At 30.7% G+C, this 19,048-nt stretch carries 19 protein-coding genes, 1 pseudogene and 1 other annotated feature; of the genes and pseudogenes, 11 read left to right on the top strand and 9 right to left on the bottom strand.

Annotated elements, in window-relative coordinates; genetic code table 11:
* Nucleotides 1–58: 58 nt before the first annotated feature.
* Nucleotides 59–1,750, top strand: coding sequence for a M3 family oligoendopeptidase (locus RYK99_RS03150; protein WP_314990048.1), 1,692 nt, complete (start codon nucleotides 59–61; stop codon nucleotides 1,748–1,750).
* 71 nt (nucleotides 1,751–1,821) lie between these two features.
* Nucleotides 1,822–2,556 carry an HAD-IB family hydrolase gene (locus tag RYK99_RS03155; protein WP_314990050.1) on the top strand — a complete coding sequence of 245 codons (735 nt, stop codon included), beginning with the start codon at nucleotides 1,822–1,824 and terminating at the stop codon, nucleotides 2,554–2,556.
* Between the two features lie 73 nt (nucleotides 2,557–2,629).
* On the opposite strand, the gene RYK99_RS03160 is transcribed toward RYK99_RS03155, so the two are convergent.
* Nucleotides 2,630–3,331 carry a nicotinamide mononucleotide transporter family protein gene (locus RYK99_RS03160; RefSeq protein ID WP_314990051.1) on the bottom strand — a complete coding sequence of 234 codons (702 nt, stop codon included), beginning with the start codon at nucleotides 3,329–3,331 and terminating at the stop codon, nucleotides 2,630–2,632.
* Nucleotides 3,332–3,726: 395 nt separating this feature from the next.
* On the opposite strand from RYK99_RS03160, the gene efeO reads away from it, so the two are divergent.
* From efeO to RYK99_RS03185, 5 genes are read left to right on the top strand one after another with little or no spacing between them, the layout of a single operon-like run.
* The gene (gene efeO / locus RYK99_RS03165; protein WP_314990053.1) at nucleotides 3,727–4,605 is read left to right on the top strand and encodes an iron uptake system protein EfeO; all 879 of its coding nucleotides are present in this window, start codon (nucleotides 3,727–3,729) and stop codon (nucleotides 4,603–4,605) included.
* Between the two features lies 1 nt (nucleotide 4,606).
* Nucleotides 4,607–5,842: an iron uptake transporter deferrochelatase/peroxidase subunit gene (gene efeB, locus RYK99_RS03170; protein ID WP_314990055.1), complete on the top strand. Its 1,236-nt coding sequence runs from the start codon at nucleotides 4,607–4,609 to the stop codon at nucleotides 5,840–5,842.
* Nucleotides 5,811–7,517: an FTR1 family protein gene (locus tag RYK99_RS03175; RefSeq protein WP_314990057.1), complete on the top strand. Its 1,707-nt coding sequence runs from the start codon at nucleotides 5,811–5,813 to the stop codon at nucleotides 7,515–7,517. The genes efeB and RYK99_RS03175 overlap by 32 nt, the downstream gene beginning before the upstream one ends.
* Nucleotides 7,518–7,527: 10 nt before the next feature.
* Nucleotides 7,528–8,241: a twin-arginine translocase subunit TatC gene (gene tatC / locus RYK99_RS03180; RefSeq protein ID WP_314990128.1), complete on the top strand. Its 714-nt coding sequence runs from the start codon at nucleotides 7,528–7,530 to the stop codon at nucleotides 8,239–8,241.
* On the top strand, nucleotides 8,241–8,435 hold the full coding sequence (locus RYK99_RS03185) for a twin-arginine translocase TatA/TatE family subunit (protein ID WP_003147294.1): 195 nt from the start codon (nucleotides 8,241–8,243) through the stop codon (nucleotides 8,433–8,435). The genes tatC and RYK99_RS03185 overlap by 1 nt, the downstream gene beginning before the upstream one ends.
* Nucleotides 8,436–8,489: 54 nt before the next feature.
* Here RYK99_RS03185 and metA read toward each other — a convergent pair whose 3' ends face one another.
* The 7 genes from metA to treR form a co-directional block, all read right to left on the bottom strand.
* A complete protein-coding gene (metA, locus tag RYK99_RS03190; RefSeq protein WP_314990059.1) occupies nucleotides 8,490–9,407 on the bottom strand; it encodes a homoserine O-succinyltransferase in 918 nt (305 codons plus the stop codon).
* Nucleotides 9,408–9,471: 64 nt separating this feature from the next.
* Nucleotides 9,472–9,700: a binding site (T-box leader), on the bottom strand.
* A 105-nt stretch (nucleotides 9,701–9,805) separates the two neighbouring features.
* Entirely contained in the window at nucleotides 9,806–10,369 is a 564-nt protein-coding gene (locus RYK99_RS03195) for a histidine phosphatase family protein (RefSeq protein ID WP_314990061.1), read from the bottom strand.
* Between the two features lie 89 nt (nucleotides 10,370–10,458).
* Nucleotides 10,459–11,025: a histidine phosphatase family protein gene (locus RYK99_RS03200; RefSeq protein ID WP_314990063.1), complete on the bottom strand. Its 567-nt coding sequence runs from the start codon at nucleotides 11,023–11,025 to the stop codon at nucleotides 10,459–10,461.
* Nucleotides 11,026–11,034: 9 nt separating this feature from the next.
* Entirely contained in the window at nucleotides 11,035–12,003 is a 969-nt protein-coding gene (gene nrdF, locus RYK99_RS03205; protein WP_003147299.1) for a class 1b ribonucleoside-diphosphate reductase subunit beta, read from the bottom strand.
* 24 nt (nucleotides 12,004–12,027) lie between these two features.
* Nucleotides 12,028–14,118, bottom strand: a complete 2,091-nt coding sequence (nrdE, locus tag RYK99_RS03210) for a class 1b ribonucleoside-diphosphate reductase subunit alpha (protein ID WP_314990065.1) — start codon at nucleotides 14,116–14,118, stop codon at nucleotides 12,028–12,030.
* Entirely contained in the window at nucleotides 14,105–14,485 is a 381-nt protein-coding gene (gene nrdI / locus RYK99_RS03215) for a class Ib ribonucleoside-diphosphate reductase assembly flavoprotein NrdI (RefSeq protein WP_003147301.1), read from the bottom strand. Before nrdI ends, nrdE begins: the two co-directional genes overlap by 14 nt.
* 304 nt (nucleotides 14,486–14,789) lie before the next feature.
* Entirely contained in the window at nucleotides 14,790–15,512 is a 723-nt protein-coding gene (gene treR, locus RYK99_RS03220; RefSeq protein WP_271965124.1) for a trehalose operon repressor, read from the bottom strand.
* A 194-nt stretch (nucleotides 15,513–15,706) separates the two neighbouring features.
* Here treR and RYK99_RS03225 point away from each other — a divergent pair, with 194 nt between their 5' ends.
* The 4 genes and pseudogenes from RYK99_RS03225 to RYK99_RS03235 all read left to right on the top strand — a co-directional run bounded on the left by RYK99_RS03225 (nucleotide 15,707) and on the right by RYK99_RS03235 (nucleotide 17,691).
* Nucleotides 15,707–16,366, top strand: a complete 660-nt coding sequence (locus RYK99_RS03225; RefSeq protein ID WP_314990068.1) for a TIGR01906 family membrane protein — start codon at nucleotides 15,707–15,709, stop codon at nucleotides 16,364–16,366.
* Between the two features lie 91 nt (nucleotides 16,367–16,457).
* Nucleotides 16,458–16,772: pseudogene (locus RYK99_RS08845) on the top strand (DUF5011 domain-containing protein); the annotation flags it as partial.
* Nucleotides 16,773–16,805: 33 nt separating this feature from the next.
* The gene (locus RYK99_RS08850) at nucleotides 16,806–17,009 is read left to right on the top strand and encodes an immunoglobulin-like domain-containing protein (RefSeq protein ID WP_399544049.1); all 204 of its coding nucleotides are present in this window, start codon (nucleotides 16,806–16,808) and stop codon (nucleotides 17,007–17,009) included.
* A 181-nt stretch (nucleotides 17,010–17,190) separates the two neighbouring features.
* The gene (locus tag RYK99_RS03235) at nucleotides 17,191–17,691 is read left to right on the top strand and encodes a universal stress protein (protein WP_003147306.1); all 501 of its coding nucleotides are present in this window, start codon (nucleotides 17,191–17,193) and stop codon (nucleotides 17,689–17,691) included.
* Nucleotides 17,692–17,798: 107 nt separating this feature from the next.
* Here RYK99_RS03235 and alr read toward each other — a convergent pair whose 3' ends face one another.
* A complete protein-coding gene (alr, locus tag RYK99_RS03240) occupies nucleotides 17,799–18,872 on the bottom strand; it encodes an alanine racemase (protein ID WP_314990072.1) in 1,074 nt (357 codons plus the stop codon).
* Between the last annotated feature and the right edge of the window lie 176 nt (nucleotides 18,873–19,048).

Here is a 19,048-nt window from a genome sequence, read left to right on the forward strand (position 1 = left end):
TTCATGATATCATAGTAGTATTGATAATTTATAAATAAGATTTTTAGGAGGGTGTATTATGACTTTTGAAAATTACCAATATACTAGACCAGATACTGATCAAATAAAAAAACAATTAGAAACATTAATAGAAAAATTAAATTCTGCAAATAATGTTGAAGAAACTTTAGAAATTTTTAACGAATACAACAAACTTCGTAATAGCGTTGAAACATTAGCTCAATTAGTAGAAATTCGTGCAACAATCGACACTACTGATAAATTTTATGAAGCTGAAAGAGATTTTTGGGATGACTTCAATCCTGAATTAGCTTCTCTTCTTAGCAAATTTGACAAAGCAATGTTCGATTCTAAATTCAAAGAAGAACTTAAAAAAGAAATTGGGGAACACTACTTTAACCTAATTGAATCTTCTCTTAAAGTATTTAGCGATGAAATCATCGATGATTTAAAAGAAGAAAATAAACTGACTTCTGAATATACTAAACTTACTTCAAGTGCTAAAATTCCATTTGATGGTGGAATTCACAACTTAAGTGGTATGGCTAAATATACTCAAGATGCCAACCGTGAGACTCGTCTATTAGCAAGTCAGGCTGTCGCAAAATTCTTCAAAGAAAACCTAGAACAATACGATAGCATATATGACCGTATGATCAAAGTTCGTACTCGTATCGCGAAAAAACTTGGTTTTGATAACTTCGTAGAAGTTGCTTACCTTCGTCTACGTAGAACTGACTACAATGCAAAAGATGTAGCAAACTACAGAAAACAAATTTTCGAAGAAATCGTTCCTGTAGTTGAAGAACTTAAAAAAGCACAAGCTAATCGTCTAGGACTTGAAAAACTTTCATTCCATGATGAAGGTGTAACATTCAAATCTGGTAACCCTACTCCAAAAGGTGACCGTCCTACACTTGTTGATTATGCTAAAACAATGTATAAAGAATTATCACCAGAAACTGATGAATTCTTTACATTTATGACTGAAAACAACTTATTAGACTTAGATACAAAACCAGGAAAAGCTGGTGGTGGTTACTGTACATTTATTCCAGATTACAAAGCACCATTTATCTTCGCTAACTTCAACCAAACTCCGCATGATGTTACAGTTTTAACTCATGAAGCTGGACATGCATTCCAAGTTTTCCAAAGTAGAAATCATATGCCAGATTACGTTTGGCCAACATTTGAAGCTTGTGAAATTCACTCAATGAGTATGGAATTTTTAACATGGCCATGGATGAACCTATTCTTCAAAGAAGATACTGATAAGTTCAAATACTACCACATGACTACAGCAATTAAATTCTTACCTTATGGTGTTACTGTCGATGAATTCCAACACGAAGTATACGAAAATCCAGAATTAACACCACAAGAACGTCGTATGAAATGGTTAGAAGTAGAAAGAAAATACCTACCATCACGTTACTACGAAGAAATTCCAGAACTTGATGAAGGATTATTCTTCTATAGACAAGGACACTTATTCAGCGTACCATTCTACTATATCGATTATACTTTAGCTCAAGTTTGTGCCTTCCAATTCTGGAAAAAGGCTAACGAAAATAGAGAAAAAGCATGGGAAGAATACCTACACCTATGTAAACAAGGTGGAACTAAACCATTCTTAGAATTAGTTAAAGAAGCAAATCTAGAAAATCCATTCAAAGATGGAACAATTTCTAATATTGTGCCAGAGCTTAAAAAATACCTTGACTCTGTAGATGCTTCAGAATTTTAAAACTATTACTTAAAGGCGAGGATTCCTCGCCTTTAAACCTAATTAAATATTGATTTTTAGGAGGATAAAATATGAAAGAAAAGAAAATAGCTGCATTTTTCGATATTGATGGAACTCTATATAGAGATTCTCTAATGACAGAGCATTTTAAAAAATTAATAAAATACGAAGTTGTAGATGAAAGATATTGGATAAACGGTGTTAAAGATACATACATCAACTGGGATAAGCGTTTTGAAGACTATGACAACTATCTATTTGGTGTATCTGAAGCTTATGTTCAAGCAATAACAGGTCTTCATAAAAAATATATTGATTTCGCAACAGAGCAAGTAATGAAACTTAAAGCAGATCGTGTTTATAAATTTACTAGAAATATTATTGAAAAACATAAAAAGAATGGCCATTTAATTATTTTCATTTCTGGTAGTCCTGACTATCTTGTTGAAGCCATGGGGAAAAAACATCATGCATTTCTTGCGATTGGTAGTAAATATATTATAGAAAATGATAAATTTACAGGTGAAGTAATTCCAATGTGGGATGCAGATAGTAAAAACAATATGATTGATAAATTGGTAGAAGAATATAACATAGATCTTTCTGAATCATTTGCTTACGGAGATACTAATGGGGATTATTATATGCTAAGACGTGTCGGCAATCCCGTTGCAATGAATCCAAGTCGTGAACTTCTTAGTAAAATCAAAGAAAATAAAGAGCTAGCTGAAAAAGCTACTATCTTAATCGAAAGAAAAGATGTTATTTATAAAACACGAGCAACTATTGACATTGTTGAAATATAAAATATAAAACAAGAGCCTGACCTAATCGTCAGACTCTTGTATTTTTTATTCTATATCTACTAGTTTTTTCGGACTATTCCTCAGAATCTTTCCATACAAATAATGCTCCAACACTGTTGATAATGTAGAAAATATATTTACCAACATTAGCGAAGTTCCCTTGAACTATTGCTTTTGTAAGTTGAACAAAATTATATAGTAACCAGAACGGCCATTGTGTCGTTAGTTTAAATGTATTTAATCCATTACCCATTAATGAGAACGCAAATGCAATTGTAGTGATATACGCAAGAGTACTCATCTTACCATGATATCCTATGTAGTTCGTCGCATATGAAAATACGAATGAAAGAATCGCAATTGCTGTTAATACTGTATATAGTTTTGCTTTAGACATTGTATTTGGTTTGTCTGTAGACTTATTCCATACATAGATTGCACCTAGATAAATTAAAAATGTCACTGGATATGTAATGATTGCAGCTTTATTTCCTAGGATATAATCAATCACTCCTGATAAAAAAGCATTAATAATTCCTAAGTAATTCCCAAGCTTACTTAATTTCCCTGTAAATCTTGTCGATAGCATTGAAATACCAACATTAATAACAGAAATAAATCCAAATGGGACAAATGCAGTCCACGGTCCCCAATCAACGAATTTATCCAATCTCGTTGCTAGGTATCCAGATGCGATAGCTATACTAATTACTAAAGCAACTCCTAATAAATCAAACCATTTTGATGTTGCAAATATTTTTAACTTTTGTTTCATAAAGCATTTTATTCCTTTTTTTTAATTATTACATTTTATAATGTAATCCTATTTTTTTAGGTTCTTAGTATCTTTTTTATATCACTTACTAAAAATCTTATTTACATTATACATCAAACATTTTCAACTTTCAATATAATTATTTTCACGCTTTCACATAATTATTATATAACATAAATATTTTCTTAATAAATATTGACTACATTTCCTCTATTAAAGTTTTTAATCTGATACATAAAAATAATTTAATTTTTTACCTCATTAGAAATTTTTTTATTTTTATCATAAAACTTTTATTTTTTAAAAATTTTCTTTCTAATCACTTTACTTTCTAATTGATAATGATTATAATTTATAATAGGACAAATATTAATCATGAAAGTGAGTTTAAATTAATGAAGAAAAATAAATTATTTTTAGCCCTAATGGCTGGTACTATCGTTATTAGCGGATGTTCTGCTAAATCTGATAAAAAAGAAGAAAATAAATCAGCTCAAGTTGATACATCAAAAGGAACAAAAGAACAACTTAAACAAGCTACTGAGCTTTACAAAAAATTCGTAGAAAACCAAGTAGACACTCTACTTAAAGATACTGAAAAATTTGCTGAAACTATTAAAGCAGGAAATCTAGAAGAAGCTAAAAAACAATACCCACTTATTCGTATGGCATATGAACGTTCAGAACCAATTGCTGAAAGCTTCGGAGAATTAGACGTAAACATCGACTTCCGTCTTGCTGACTACTTAGAAGAAAAGAAAACTGAAGATGGATGGCGTGGATTCCACAAAATAGAAAAAATTATGTGGGAAAAAAATACTACTAAAGGTACTGAAGAATATGCAGATCAACTAGTAAAAGACATTAAAGAACTAAAAGCTAAAGTTGCTACTGTTGAAGTTACACCTGACTTAATGGTAACTGGAGCTGTTGACCTACTTAACGAAGTTGCAACACAAAAAATTACAGGTGAAGAAGAAATCTTCTCTCACACTGACCTTTACGACTTCAAAGCTAATATCGAAGGTGCTGAAGAAATTTTCAAAATCTTTAAACCTTTAATCGAGAAAAAAGACAGCAAATTAGCAAAAGATTTAGTTGAAAAATTTGCTACAATCAACGGTTTATTAGATAAATACAAAACTGATGACAAACACTATAAGCTATATACTGACTTAACAAAAGAAAATACAAAAGAACTTTCTGAAGCAGTAACTAAATTAGGTGAACCACTTTCACAAATGGGTGTAATTTTAGACGAAGAGGCTAAGTAAAATGGAAGAATCTGGTAAAAAATGGATTGATAAAAAAATAACAAGACGTGATTTTCTAAAAAAAGCAGGAATGACTGGAGCTGGAGCTGTTGTGGGAGCCTCTGCTCTTGGGGGATTTTTCGCAAACAAAGCCGAAAATAACAGAGTTATTGCTGATGGAGACGAAAAGATTACATTTTACGGTAAACATCAAGCTGGTATCACTACTCTGATGCAAAAATGTGTTTATTTCGTAGTATTAGATTTACACTCTACTAAACGTGATGATGTTATTGACATGTTCAAAGAATGGACAAAATATAGTGAAAAATTAATGAACGGCGAATTAGTCGAACCTCCGCTTAAAAACCATTATTTACCACCAAAAGATACTGGAGAAACGGTAGGCTTAACCCCCTATCGTTTAACTCTGACATTTGGAATTAGTCCAAGTTTCCTGAAAAAAATGAACTTGGAAAATAAAAATCTTGAAGAGTTTAAAGACCTACCACCTTTTGCTAGGGAACAACTTAAAGAAAAATATACTGGTGGAGATATATGTATTCAAGCATGTGCAGATGATGAACAAGTAGCCTTTCACGCTGTTCGTAACCTAGTTAGAAAAGCCCGTTCTACAGTTACAATGAAATGGAGTCAATCAGGTTTTGCTGCAATTGGAAATCGAGTTGAAACACCTCGTAATCTTTTTGGATTTAAGGACGGTACTGCCAACGCTACTAAAGAAGAACAATTTGATAGAATCGTATGGTGTGATAAAGATAACTGGATGAAAAATGGAAGTTATATGGCTGTTAGACGTATTCAGATGCACCTTGAAACTTGGGATAGAACAAATTTAAACGAACAAGAAAATACCTTTGGAAGATATAAAGAGAGTGGTGCTCCGTTCGGTGAGACTGATGAATTCGCACCTATAGACCTTAACAAAAAAGGTCCAGATGGAAAACCTTTAATACCTGTAACTTCACATGTCCATTTAGCACATAAACCTGGTGTTGAATTACTTAGACGATCGTATTCTTATTCAGACGGCATAAATGAAACTACAGGTCAATTTGACTCAGGTCTCCTATTTATTTCTTTCCAAAAAGATCCAAAACAATTTATTACAATTCAAAACAGCTTAGGAACTGAAGATAAAATGAATGAATACATAACTCATATAGGTAGTGGCCTATTTGCATGTTTTGGAGGAATTAAGGAGGGTGAATATATTGGCCAAAAACTTTTTGACTAAAACTATTTTAGCCTTTATCGTGATTCTTAGTTTCAGCTCACCGTATTTAAAAACTATTGTAGCTAAAGAATCATATAGTAATCTTTTTATTAAAATTACAGATGCTAACACCGCATTAACAAACAATGATAAAGATAAAGCTAGAAAATTAATAGATGAATTTAAAACAGAATTTGAGTCTACAAAAAATTCAGATTCTGAAGCTGGAAAAAAAGTTAAACAAACATTAAAATCAAATGACATCAATGAAGATCAACTTAGAGAGTTATCAACTGCCCTACTTGCTTTTGAAAATGAACAAAACCCTCTTGATGTTGAAGCAGAAAAGAAAGCTTTTAAAACAAAACTCTTTCCTGCTTTTGACAAATTAGAAAAAGCAATTGATACTAAAAATGTAGAAACTATGAAAGCAGAGTATGTAAAATACAACGCTGCTTGGGTTAGAAATGAAGGTATCGTAAGAACACTTGAACCTGCTTATTACGGAAAAGTCGAAACAACAATGTCATTTCTTCGTAGTTCAATGGAAGTTGAGCCTTACGACTATCAAACTACAAAAATGTATTTAACAGATTTAAAAAACTACCTTGATGATTTTCTAGCCGGTAAAAAACTAGAACAATCTTCAGATGTAAAAACACTTGAACAAGGTATAAAACTTCTAGAAGAAAGTTACTCAGCATTCAAAGATGGTAACAAAGCTCAAGGTTCTCAAAAAATGAAGAAATTCATTGAAGTTTGGCCTGTTATCGAAGGAGTAGTTCGTACACGTAACGCTTCGTTATATACTAAAGTAGAGAGTGAAACTCCTATAATAATGGTTAAAGGTAACGAGCAAAAATATCAAGACCAACTTAAAAACTTGATTTCAGAGCTTTCTAAAATCGATACGAAGTCTAACTATACTGCATTAGATTCTATGCTGATTTTACTTCGTGAAGGTGTAGAAGCACTTATTATTGTTCTTTCTTTAGCCAGTGCTTTAAAAGCAGCAAAACAAAGAAAAGGATTAATCTGGATATACGCAGGAGCATTAGTTGGAATTCTTTCTAGTATACTAGCTGCTATGGTCTTAAAATACTCTTTCCCTGCTCTGTCATCTGGTACTAACAGAGAAATTATCGAAGGTATAGTTGGTATCTTCGCAGTAGTAATGATGATAGGTATCGGAATTTGGTTACATAGCAAGAGTTCGGTTAAAGCATGGAAAAAATACATGGATACTAAACTAAATCTAGTACTTTCAACTGGAAGCTTCGTATCTATGTTTACACTTAGCTTCCTAGCTGTGTTTAGAGAAGGTGCCGAAACTATACTATTTTACGCTGGTATAATGCCATTAATTTCAACAGCTAACCTATTGATCGGAATAGTTCTTGCTATCATTGCATTAATTATTATCGGTATAATTATGGTAAAAGCATCAGGAAAACTTCCTATCAGTAAAGTATTCCTAGTGCTATCTTGGTTAATCTATATTCTAGGGTTCAAGATGCTTGGAGTAAGTATACACGCTCTACAAATAACTGATATTGTTGCAAATCATATTATAGACTATCTACCTACTATCGAAATTTTAGGAATTTATCCTAGTTACGAAGTAGTAATAGCTCAACTAATTTATATCGTCGTTGTAGCTATTAGTATATTCTATGAAAAATCTAAAAATAAATAGGTATCAAATGATGAAATATGGAGATAAAATATCTACTGTAGATCATCTAACTGAACTAAGAAAGAGACTAATACTAAGCCTTGTGTTTTTTATTGTCTCTTTCATAGTAAGTTTATTATGGTCTGCGGATATTTATAAATTTTTAACTAGTAATTTTAATAATAAATTGATTGTTCTTGGACCTAATGATATACTATGGATATATCTAACACTCGCAGGTATTTGTGCCTTCACTTTTTCGATACCATTTATCTGTTATCAAATTTGGGCATTTATAAAACCTGCTTTAGAAGAAAAAGAAGCTCGTGCATTACTAGCTTATATACCAGCGGTATTCATTTGCTTCACAGTAGGTTTAATCTTCGGGTTCTTTCTAGTAACCCCAGCTATTTTAAATGTGCTTCTTTCTATTGGTGATGACTTGTTCAATACACAATTAACAGCTCAAAATTATCTATCGTTTGTTATTAATACTACGATTCCGATAGCTATACTTTTTGAATTTCCCGTTATTGTAGCATTTTTAACATCACTAGGTATTCTAACACCATCATTTTTAATGCGAAATAGAAGATATGCATATTTTATACTAATCGTAATAGCTGTTGTTATTACGCCTGCTGACTTTATCAGTGACATCGTTATGTCTATACCATTAATTTTAATTTATGAAATTAGTATCGTTATTAGCAAGTATATTTACAACAAAAGAGGTGAAAAATAATGGGATTTTTACGTGATATCGGGGCTCCTGGAGTTATAGTTCTTATTATAGCTGCTCTAATTATCTTCGGTCCTAAACGTCTACCTGAACTTGGAGAATCAATAGGAAAAATGTTCACGTCATTTAAAAAATCAATTTCAGGACTGACTGAAGAAGAAAACTCAACAAAACAAGACGAAAAAAAAGAAAATTAAAAATAGACTTTACAATATGTTTAAAGCATATCTGTAAAGTCTATTGTTTTGTCTTTATTTTGATAATTCAGTTAAATCATAAGGTGTTTGTTGGTAAACTTGGTTTAACCAGTTGTGATAGAATAAGTAAGCAACACCTCTCCATCTATTTTTAGGAGTCTTAGTATCATCATTTCCTGGGTAATAATTCACTGGAACTTCTATAGGTAAGTTTCTATTTTTATCACGAACATATTCATTATGAAGTGTATCAGCATCATATTCAATGTGCCCTGTCACAAATATTTTTCTTAAATCTTTAGTCGCAACAAGAAGTGTTCCAACATCCTCTGATTTAGCAAGAATATCTAATTCAGAAATATTAGGAAGTTTCTCCTCTTCTATTTTTGTATGTCTAGAATGCGGTGCTAAGAAAGTATCTGTAAATCCACGTGTTAATGTATGATTTTCAATTAATACATCATGTTCAAAAACCCCAAATATCTTATCATTAACTTGTTCTTTTTTTACGCCATAATGGTAATATAAACTAGCTTGTGCAGCCCAACAGATATTTAATGTTGAGAATACATGAGTTTTACTCCACTCAAAAATGCTATTCAATTCTTCCCAATAATTAACTTCTTCAAATTCTAAATGTTCAATTGGTGCTCCTGTAATAATAAGCCCATCGTAAAACTTATCTTTTATTTCATCAAAGGTTTTATAGAATTTCTCTAAGTATGATTGAGCTGTATTTTTTGCTACATGACTAGTCGTATGTAAAAATTCAACAGTTATTTGAAGTGGAGAATTTCCTAGAAGTCTTAATAATTGGCGTTCAGTTTCTTCTTTCTTCGGCATTAAATTTAAAATCAATATTCTTAATGGTCTAATATCTTGATTCTTTGCTCTATTTTCCTCAATTACTACTACGCCCTCTTCTAACAGTTTATTTTTTACTGGTAATTCATTTTGTATACATATTGGCATTGTTCGTCTCCTTAACTACTCTTTTTCTTAAATAAAAAAACTCGCCACTATTACAAACTTATGTAATAGGGACGAGTCTATCGTGTTACCACCCATGTTCGTGAATAAATTTATTCACCTTTATCGATACGTGTTCATATCATTGTGCTATATCGTGCACCTACGTAATTACCTATTAGATAATTATTACTCCGAGACCATTTTCAATTATATCTTTTCTTACTTTCTTCCACCAACCGAAAGCTCTCTGTCTTGAATCAATTATAATCTACTTATCTCTTCAATGTGTTTCATATTAGTTTACTTAACATTATAAAGAATTTAACACTATTTGTCAATAGAAAGCGCCTTAAAAATCTTAAAAGCAAAGAAACTTATGATTCTCCATTATCAATGAATTATTTGTTAAATTCAATAAGTTCAAACTTTTCTCCATCATAGTCAAGAACACTAACAGAAGTATTTACTATTACTCCACGCCCTACATCTTTAATACCTTTTTGAGTTAAGAAAGAGCGAATTAATCCACCATGACATACTGCCAACATAGTTTTATCTGGGTGTTCCTCATATTTTTCTTTAAAGAATGCTTCTACTCTGTCTGCGGCATCTGTATCTAACTCCATACCTCTTGTTTCACCCGCTTTAAGACCAGCACCATATTCAGCAAAAGATACACCTTCATATTCTCCATATGATTTTTCTATTAATCTTTTATCTTTAATTACTGATAATTTCTTATTATCTTCACTGTTTGAATTGTCTAGCATATATCTTGCTGTATTATATGCCCTACCTAAAACACTACTATAAGCTATATCAATATCATATCCTTCAATTTTCTTACCTGCAGCAATTCCCTGTCTAATTCCTTCTTCATTTAAAGGAATATCAGTATGCCCTTGAACCATTTTATTCTTATTGTAATCCGTCTCTCCGTGTCTCGCTAAAATAATACGCATGATCTCATCTCCTTACTAAAAAATAGGGAGCGACCAAATAAAATCAATTTTTATAAAACTATGATTTCTTAGCCGTTCCCTTAATAATTTTAAATATTAAATTTCTCTAATATATATTCTTGTCCGTCATAGTGCAGCACGTTTAACGCTGTGTTGTTAATCAACATATTAGTCTCTGGATACAATCCTAATGTACGTAAAAAGATACGAATGAAGGCACCATGACAAACTACTAAAATTGTTTCATCTTTATGATTTAAATATTTTTCATTAAAGAATGAGCTTGCTCTTTCATAGACTTCTTCATCTTTTTCAATAGACTCTAGGCCAGTCTGAGCTTCTAATGCTGAAAAATATTCATCAAAAGTACTCTCTTCGAAATCACCGAAGAATTTCTCTATTAAACGAGCATCTTCTATAATTTCTTTATCGATATTAATCTTATTGTTAGAATTATCAAGCATAAGTCTAGCTGTCTCTACAGCACGTTTTAACGGACTACTAAAGGCAAAATCAATGTCATACTCCGTTAACTTTTGACCTGCATTTCTCGCTTGATCTCTACCAGTTTCATTTAATTCAATATCACTATGTCCTTGAATTAATTTGTTTTTGTTATAATCAGTTTCACCATGTCTTACTAATAATATTTTCATGATTTTTACCTATTCAAAAATGAAATCTTCATCTTCAATTGATTCAACATTCATACTTACAACATATCCATCACCTTTAACACTGAAGAAGTCATGGTTTTTAGTGTTAGTATTCATTGCATTTTCAATGATTGGATTAATTTCTTTATCTTCGAAGTATCCAGGGTATCCTAAGTTAGCTAAAGCACGGTTAGCATTGTACTCTACGTAGTCTTTAACATCTTCATATAGACCAATCTCGTCGTAAATATCTTTAGTATATTTTAATTCATTTTCATATAAATCTAATAATAATTTATACATTTCTTTCTCAGCACGCTCTTGCTCTTCTGGAGTTAAAGTTTTGAATAATTCTTGAGCATCAAATCCTGTGAAACTCCCGTGGATAGTCTCATCTAACAAAATCTTACGGATAATTTCTCCAGATGTTGTTACTTTTCCTTGCCCAGCAAGATATAATGGATAGAAGAAACCACTATAGAAAATATAACTTTCTAAGAATACTGAAGCTACACGAGCCATATATAAGTCATAAGTTGGAACTTCTGGTTTAAATAACTTCATGTAATAATCTTCAATTAATTTCGCTTTGAATTGAAGCTCTGGATTACTTGGAACCCATTCGTCTAATAAATAATCTGTTTCTTGTGAAGGGATTAATGATGTAAAGATTGTTGAGTAACTTTTCGCGTGAATTTGCTCCATCATTCCCATAAAGCTGTATACAGCTTGTTTTCTCATATCTTCAGTATGTAGAGATACAAGAGGCATACCTTTATCACCTTGTTGCGTATCAAGACCAGTTAAACCAGCTAATACTTTTTTATACGCTTCACGTTCTTTATCGTTTAAATCTTCATTCCAGCTCTTAATATCTTTTGATACTTTAAACTCAGTATCAACCCAAAATTGAGCAATATTTTGACGCCAATACATAAATGTTAAGTCATCTTGTTTATTCCAGTTTACAGCTTTCATAATTAGTAATTTTTCCTCTCTTTTCTATATAGCACATGAAGTACATTCTTCAACAGAAAGTAGTTTGTTTCTAGTGTAATATAGTGATTTCAATCCTTTGTGATGAGCATAAATATAATATCTAGCAAGCTCTCTTGTTGTGATATCAGAATTTACAAATAAAATCACAGAAATACCTTGGTCTACGTGTTCTTGAATAACTGCCATTAAATCAATAAGTTTCATTTGATCTATAGTAAATGCAGATTTATAGAACCATTGAGTTTTTGGACTTAAGTATGGCATTGGATAGAATGTTTCAGCATTCCCATAACTTCTACGTTCAATTTTATCAACAATCGGTAATACACTTGATGTTGAGTTTTGAACATAAGAAATACTTTGTGTTGGTGCAATCGCCATTCTATATGCGTGATATAGTCCATTTTCTTTTACTCTATTTTTTAGACTTCTCCAGTCTTCTCTTGTTGGAATATGAATTCCTTCAAATAACTCTTTTACTTTATCAGTTACTGGTAAGTAATCATTTTCAATATATTTAGTGAAGTAGCTACCATTGTAGTAATCTGATTTTTCAAAATCTTTAAATGTTTCATTACGTTTTTTAGCAATTTGCATTGAACGTTCTAATGTATAGTAGTTCATCATCATGAAGAAGACATTTGCGAAATCTTTCGCTTCTTCACTCTCATAAGCGATTAAGTTTTTAGCTAAGTATCCATTTAAGTTCATTGCACCTAATCCAACAGAGTGGAACTCATCATTAGCTTTTACTACACCAGGTGCATTTTTAATCTTAGTAGAATTACTTACGAATGTTAATGCATCCATACCTGAGTAGATAGATTCTTTAATTTTTTTACTTTCCATTACATTTACAATGTTTAATGAAGCTAGGTTACAAGAAATATCACGTTTAATAATGTCATCTTCACCGTAGTCTTTAATTATTGAAGTTTCTTGTAATTGGAAAATCTCAGTACATAAGTTACTCATCTTAACTTGTCCAATTTCGCGAAGTGCGTGGTTTTTATTCGCGTTATCTTTGAACATTAAGTATGGGTATCCTGATTGTAATTGAGTTTGTGCTATTAAGTTAAGCATATCACGAGCATCAAATTTACGCTTCATGATATTTTCGTTCGCTACAAATTTATCATAGTACTTAGCGATATCAATATCATCAAGAACTAATCCATACTCTTCATAAATAGAGTGCGGTCCAAACATATAGAAATCTTTGTTCTCACGAGCTAAATCGAAGAATAATGATGGCACGATAATACCTGTAGAAATTGTTGGAAGACGTAATTCTTCATCGGCATTAACTTTTTTAGTATCTAAGAATTCTAATACGTCATAGTGGAAGATGTTTAAGTAAACAGCTCCAGCTCCAGGACGTTGTCCAAGTTGATCAGCGTATGCAAAACCTTGTTCTAAAGATTTAGCTACAGGAATAACACCTTTAGCTACCCCTTTAATTCCTTTGATACTCTCACCACGTGCACGAAGTTTTGATAAGTTAATCGCAACCCCTCCACCAATTTTTGAAAGTTGTTTAGCTGTAGAATCGATGTAGTTAATTGAGTTAAGTGAGTCACCTACTTCTAATAAGAAACAAGATACTAACTCACCACGACGACTTCTTCCAGAGTTTAGGAATGTTGGAGTAGCTGGTTGCAATCTTTGTTCAAGCATAGAAATCATTAACTCTTTAGCTAAAGAAACATCTCCATCAGCTAAATACATAGCAACGATGAATACGTGTTGATTAAAGTTTTCTAAATATTGTTTTTTATCATTAGTTTTTAAAGCATAATCTTTATAGAATTTACTTGCTGCCATGTAACTTTTGAATTCGAATTTAAAGTTTGCAGCTAATTCTAGACATTCTAGGATTTCATCTTCAATATATTTATCAAATATATTATAATAAAAATTCTCCTCTACTAGATATCTAAGTCTTTTGATTTCTGAACTGAATTTCTTTGTACGAAAGTCTACTTCACGAAGAAATTCTTCTATAGCTTCAACATCCTTTTCTAATTTGAAAAATCCATTGTCGCCTCTTTTTGTCACTTCATTATTTAGTTCAATATGGTTAAATTTCTCCATTCTTTACACTCTCCAAATATATTTTTTTAAATTTTATTAAGTCTTTTGTATTACCGTGTAATTCTATTTTCATAAGCAATGGTACATTATACTTTTCACTGATTGTCTCTGAAGCTTTAGCAAATCTATTACCCCAGTTTTTATTACCACTACCTACTACTCCTTTTAAGTGCTTGTGATTAGTTTCTAAAAACTCTTCTACACCATCAGGAACTTGTCCAAAACCGATCGTAGGCGTTATTAAAATATAGTCAAAATCAACTTCATAATCAATATCAAATAAATCAATAACATCCTCTTCAGGAATCTTACACATATCTACAAATCTCTTGCAATTTCCAGTTAATGAAAATACAATTATCTTCATTCTCTCTCACGCTCCCGCAAAAATATTTCCAAGAATATTCCCCGGAAATTTAATAACTTATATCAATTATACACTTTATTTTATTATTTTTCAATCATTATTTTTCCCGTGAAAAGGCTTCAAATCTTTTTTGGAAATTTGTATATCTATTTAATAATTCGAAATTCTATTAAGCAACTTTACACACTACAACGATTAAAATCATTATAAGAAAAAAATTTTTTTTTCTTTTTAGTTTTCTTAATTTTACATAAAAAAACTTTAAACAAAATTACCCTGTTTAAAGTTTTCTTCTATAATATGTTTAGTTTATTCTATCACTTTTTCTTCTCGCAAATTCAGAAAAATAGAATTTATCAACTCTATGACGACTCTCTGTATAATGTAGGAAATCTGTTCCTTCTGTGTATACATCACTTCGTAAAACCGCAATATGTTTGTGACCATTCAAATCAATATATGTTAAATCTTCTTCATTAGCAGGCTCAATTTTAAAATCCTTATTTCCATAAGAAATCTTAATTCCTAAATCCTGTTCTAAATACTCATATAACGACTCTTCAACACGATTAGTAGGAAGGTCTCCTATTGCATTCTTTCTTATATAATCTTTATCTAATATTACTGCTTCTCCATCAACGATTCTTTGACGAACCAGATAGATTAGTTTTTCATCCGGCTTAACAAGCCCAAGCCTCACTAAAAAATCCGGAGCATCTACTTCTTTATTTACCAACACTTTAGTAGTTGCATCTACATCTTGAAACTGGCGACGTTCTTTAAAACTTAGTATCCCCGTTACAGGTAATCTAAATCTATGAACATCTAACACTATAGATCCTTTCCCTTGTATTTTGTGAATATAACCATTTTCTAATAATAGAAGTAATGCTTTTCTTATAGTTTCCCTAGAAACATTATATTCTCTTGCGAGTTCATTTTCACTTGGTAAGAGAGAGTTAGACCTGTATTGCCTATGCTCTATTTTTTCTCTTAACTCTAAATAGATCTTAAAAAACTTATTCATGATTTCCCCCAAAATAAATAACTATATGTGTATATTTTACCATAATTTACATAAATATTAAATGTTTTTTACTCAAAAACTTTTATAAACCCTTATATTTTTGTTAATTTGTGTAAATATGTAAACCAAACATTGTGCAAACCTCATTACTTCAACTATGGTTATGTGTTATAATGGTCATTGGAGGTGCAATAATGAGAAAATATATTATACAGTTCCTTATTGTTATAGAAAATTTTTCACTATTTATTAGTGGAATACTAGCCATAATATTTTACAATTGTTTTAATTTAAATTTTTATAAAAACTTCTATCAAAAAGAAAATTTAGCCCCTAAAATTGGAACTACATATGAAGAATTAATAAAAAATACCACTAATTTATTAGATTATCTTAATCATAAAGCAATGTTAAATCTTGATTGGTATACAGATAAAGATATACTTCATATGCAAGATGTTAGGACACTATATAGTTTAAGCTACAAAACAATGATATTTTTTATAATAGTTTTTACTATTTCTACTATATTACTGATAATACTTTGTAAGAAAAGAACTATTTTCTATATCACAAATACATTTAACAAAGTACTACTTGCATTTATTATTGTAATAGGTATCCTATCTTGTATTATTTCATATAATTTCACATCATTTTGGATAAAATTTCATCAGTTACTATTTTCAAACGATCTTTGGTTACTTAGTCCTGATGAGTCGAACTTAATTCAAATGGTGCCTGAAGAATTCTTCATAAGTCTTATTACAACAATAATCTTACATATCTTTATACTATTTATTTCATTGTTTATATTAAATGCTATAGTAAAGAAAAGAATGAAAAATAATTAATCTTAAAGATGATATTAAAAATTTAATTTCTTATAATTATGTGATATAATTAATTTTAGTTTCAAATAAATAAATTACGAAAGGATAAATTATGGCTCAAAATGATAAAAATATTGTTACTGAAGATAAAGTAACATTTAGATTATGTGATGATTGCCTTGGTGTAAATCTTAAAACATTAATCCCAAAACTAAAAAAGAAAGCACCTAATGCAGAATTTATCATAGGATGTCAATCTTATTGCGGACCTGGAAGAACTCAGACATTCACGCTTGTGAATAGTAGAATTTGTATAGCAGATACTGAAGTCGAACTAATGCCTTTAGTTGATGAAAAACTTAGAGATCGAATGAGTGCCGAAGACGAAGAAAAATACAGAAAACGTCTTGAACGTCGTCTTGAACGTACTTTCTACTTCATTATACCTGAAAATGCAACGATTAAAGTTGGTGAAAAAGTAGATGTCGATAAAGAAGGTGTAATTGCTCGTAAAGCAGGAAAATCTTATCTTGATGATCTTATTATCGAAGGAGAAGTTGATAATACTAAACCTGGAACATACGAACTTATATACCGAGTTAATATCGATAATAAAGAACACAAGAGAAAAAGACTTATCACAGTTGTTGATGAAAACGTATAATCAATATTCATAAAATAATCAAAACATAAACCTAGGAGTTGAAAGCTGTATATACCGCTACTCATAGGTTTTTTCTTTGTTTTCATGAAAAATATTTATACTGTTTTTTGAAAATAACGTTTACTTTTTTTGTAAATATGATATAATATAAGTAAAGACATAGAAGTCGGAGGTTATGATCATGGAAAATAAATATTCTAAAATTTTAGTCGCAGTAGACGGTTCAAAACAAGCTGAATGGGCTTTCAAAAATGCCGTTGCCATTGCTCAAAGAAACGAGGATGCAGAGTTATACATCGCGTCTGTTATTGATGCGACAATCGCAACTTCTGGTTTATCAGATCCTTACATTTTCAACTCTTTCTACAAACGTACTAAAGAATTAGTTGATAGCTATGTAGAATCTGCTAAAGAAGACGGATTAACTAAAGTATTCGGTATCGTTGAACAAGGTATTCCTAAAATTGTTCTTAGTGAAGATATTGTTGATGAAAAAGGTATCGATCTTGTAGTTTGTGGATCTTCTGGTTTAACTGGATTCAAACGTATGCTTATGGGATCAGTGTCTGAAGGTATCGTTAGATATGCTAAATCTGACGTAATCATCATTAAACAACGTTCTATCCCAGCGGATTTCGAAGCAACTATCGCTAAAAAATTCCAAGAAGAACAAGAAAAATAAGTATCTCTAAATTAGATTTAGATTAATATATTTTAATTTAAATTCATTTAAAATTTTTCCTTTTTATAATGAGCGACGCATACATCGTATGCGCCGTTCATTTTTTATTAATAAATCTTTTTCACTTTTAGACTATCATAATTCAATGCTGCAAGTTGCACAGAATTCGGTCCAAAATACTTAGTATAATCATGTAGTTGTTGCTTATCATCATAAATATAAACCCTATCTCCGACACTTTCTTCTTCACCTATTTCTACTACTAAGTGACTCATCATCGTCGAGTAAATATTTCTCTCTTTACCATTAATTAAACATGTTTTTCCTTTTAATCTATCTCTTAGTATTCCATCACCATAACCAATATTAACAACCCCAACCTTCTTATTAGCATCAGCTATATAAGAATTAGAGTATCCAATGCATTCACCTTTATTCAAGGTTACTATATTAATAATTTCACCATAAACAGTAATTGGGTTTTTAATAACCAAATTCTTAAGAGAAACTGGGTTTTCCTTCACATTATAAGGCATAGCTCCATAAAGAATAATCCCTAATCTCTGATGTGTTGTTTTCTCAAAAGCACCATCTCGTAAAAACGAAGCACTATTTTGTAAGTGAATTACTTCAAAATCATGATGTTTCTGTGCTTCGTCAAGAACTTTCAATACCAATTCTTTTTCTTTTTCATAGAAACCATCAAACTCATCAGCAAATGAAAAATGAGACCAAAATCCTTTTAATTTTAGATTGTTTTCTTTACAGAAATTTATAATTTCTAGTACTTCTTCCAGATTTCTTGCTCCAGCACGTCTCATACTACCCGCAAATTCCAATTGCAACGTTAAGTCTCTAACATTTTCAAGATTTTCTTTTAAATATTCAAGACTCGCTATATTTATCTCAACATTGTATTCTCTAACTAAATCAAAGTTATAAGTTGGGTTTAAAAGAAAAATATTAGCATCTTCTCCTAATGTTTCTCTTATTACTTTACACTCTTCTTCTTTTGTCGTTGCAAAGTAATTTATCCCTACTTCTGAGTATAATTTTACACATTCTCTTAAATTTAAATTATATGCATTATTTTTAACTACAGCTATTATGTCCTGTGATCGTTCTTTTAAATTTATTGCATTTTGTCGTATGTTATTATAATTTAACTCAATTGTTGCCATAAAAATCCTTTCTTAGATAAAAGGGAGTGACTAAAAAATCGTGATTTCAGAGAAACCAATTTTTTAAAGCCACCCCCGCAAATTTCATCAGATATCTAAAAGCTCTTATAAAGTAAATTTAGATATCTATAAACCACTGCGTTTATGAATTTTCATATAAACTTTTTAAATTTAGG

The organism is uncultured Gemella sp. (assembly GCF_963537375.1).
Classification (GTDB): Bacteria; Bacillota; Bacilli; order Staphylococcales; family Gemellaceae; genus Gemella.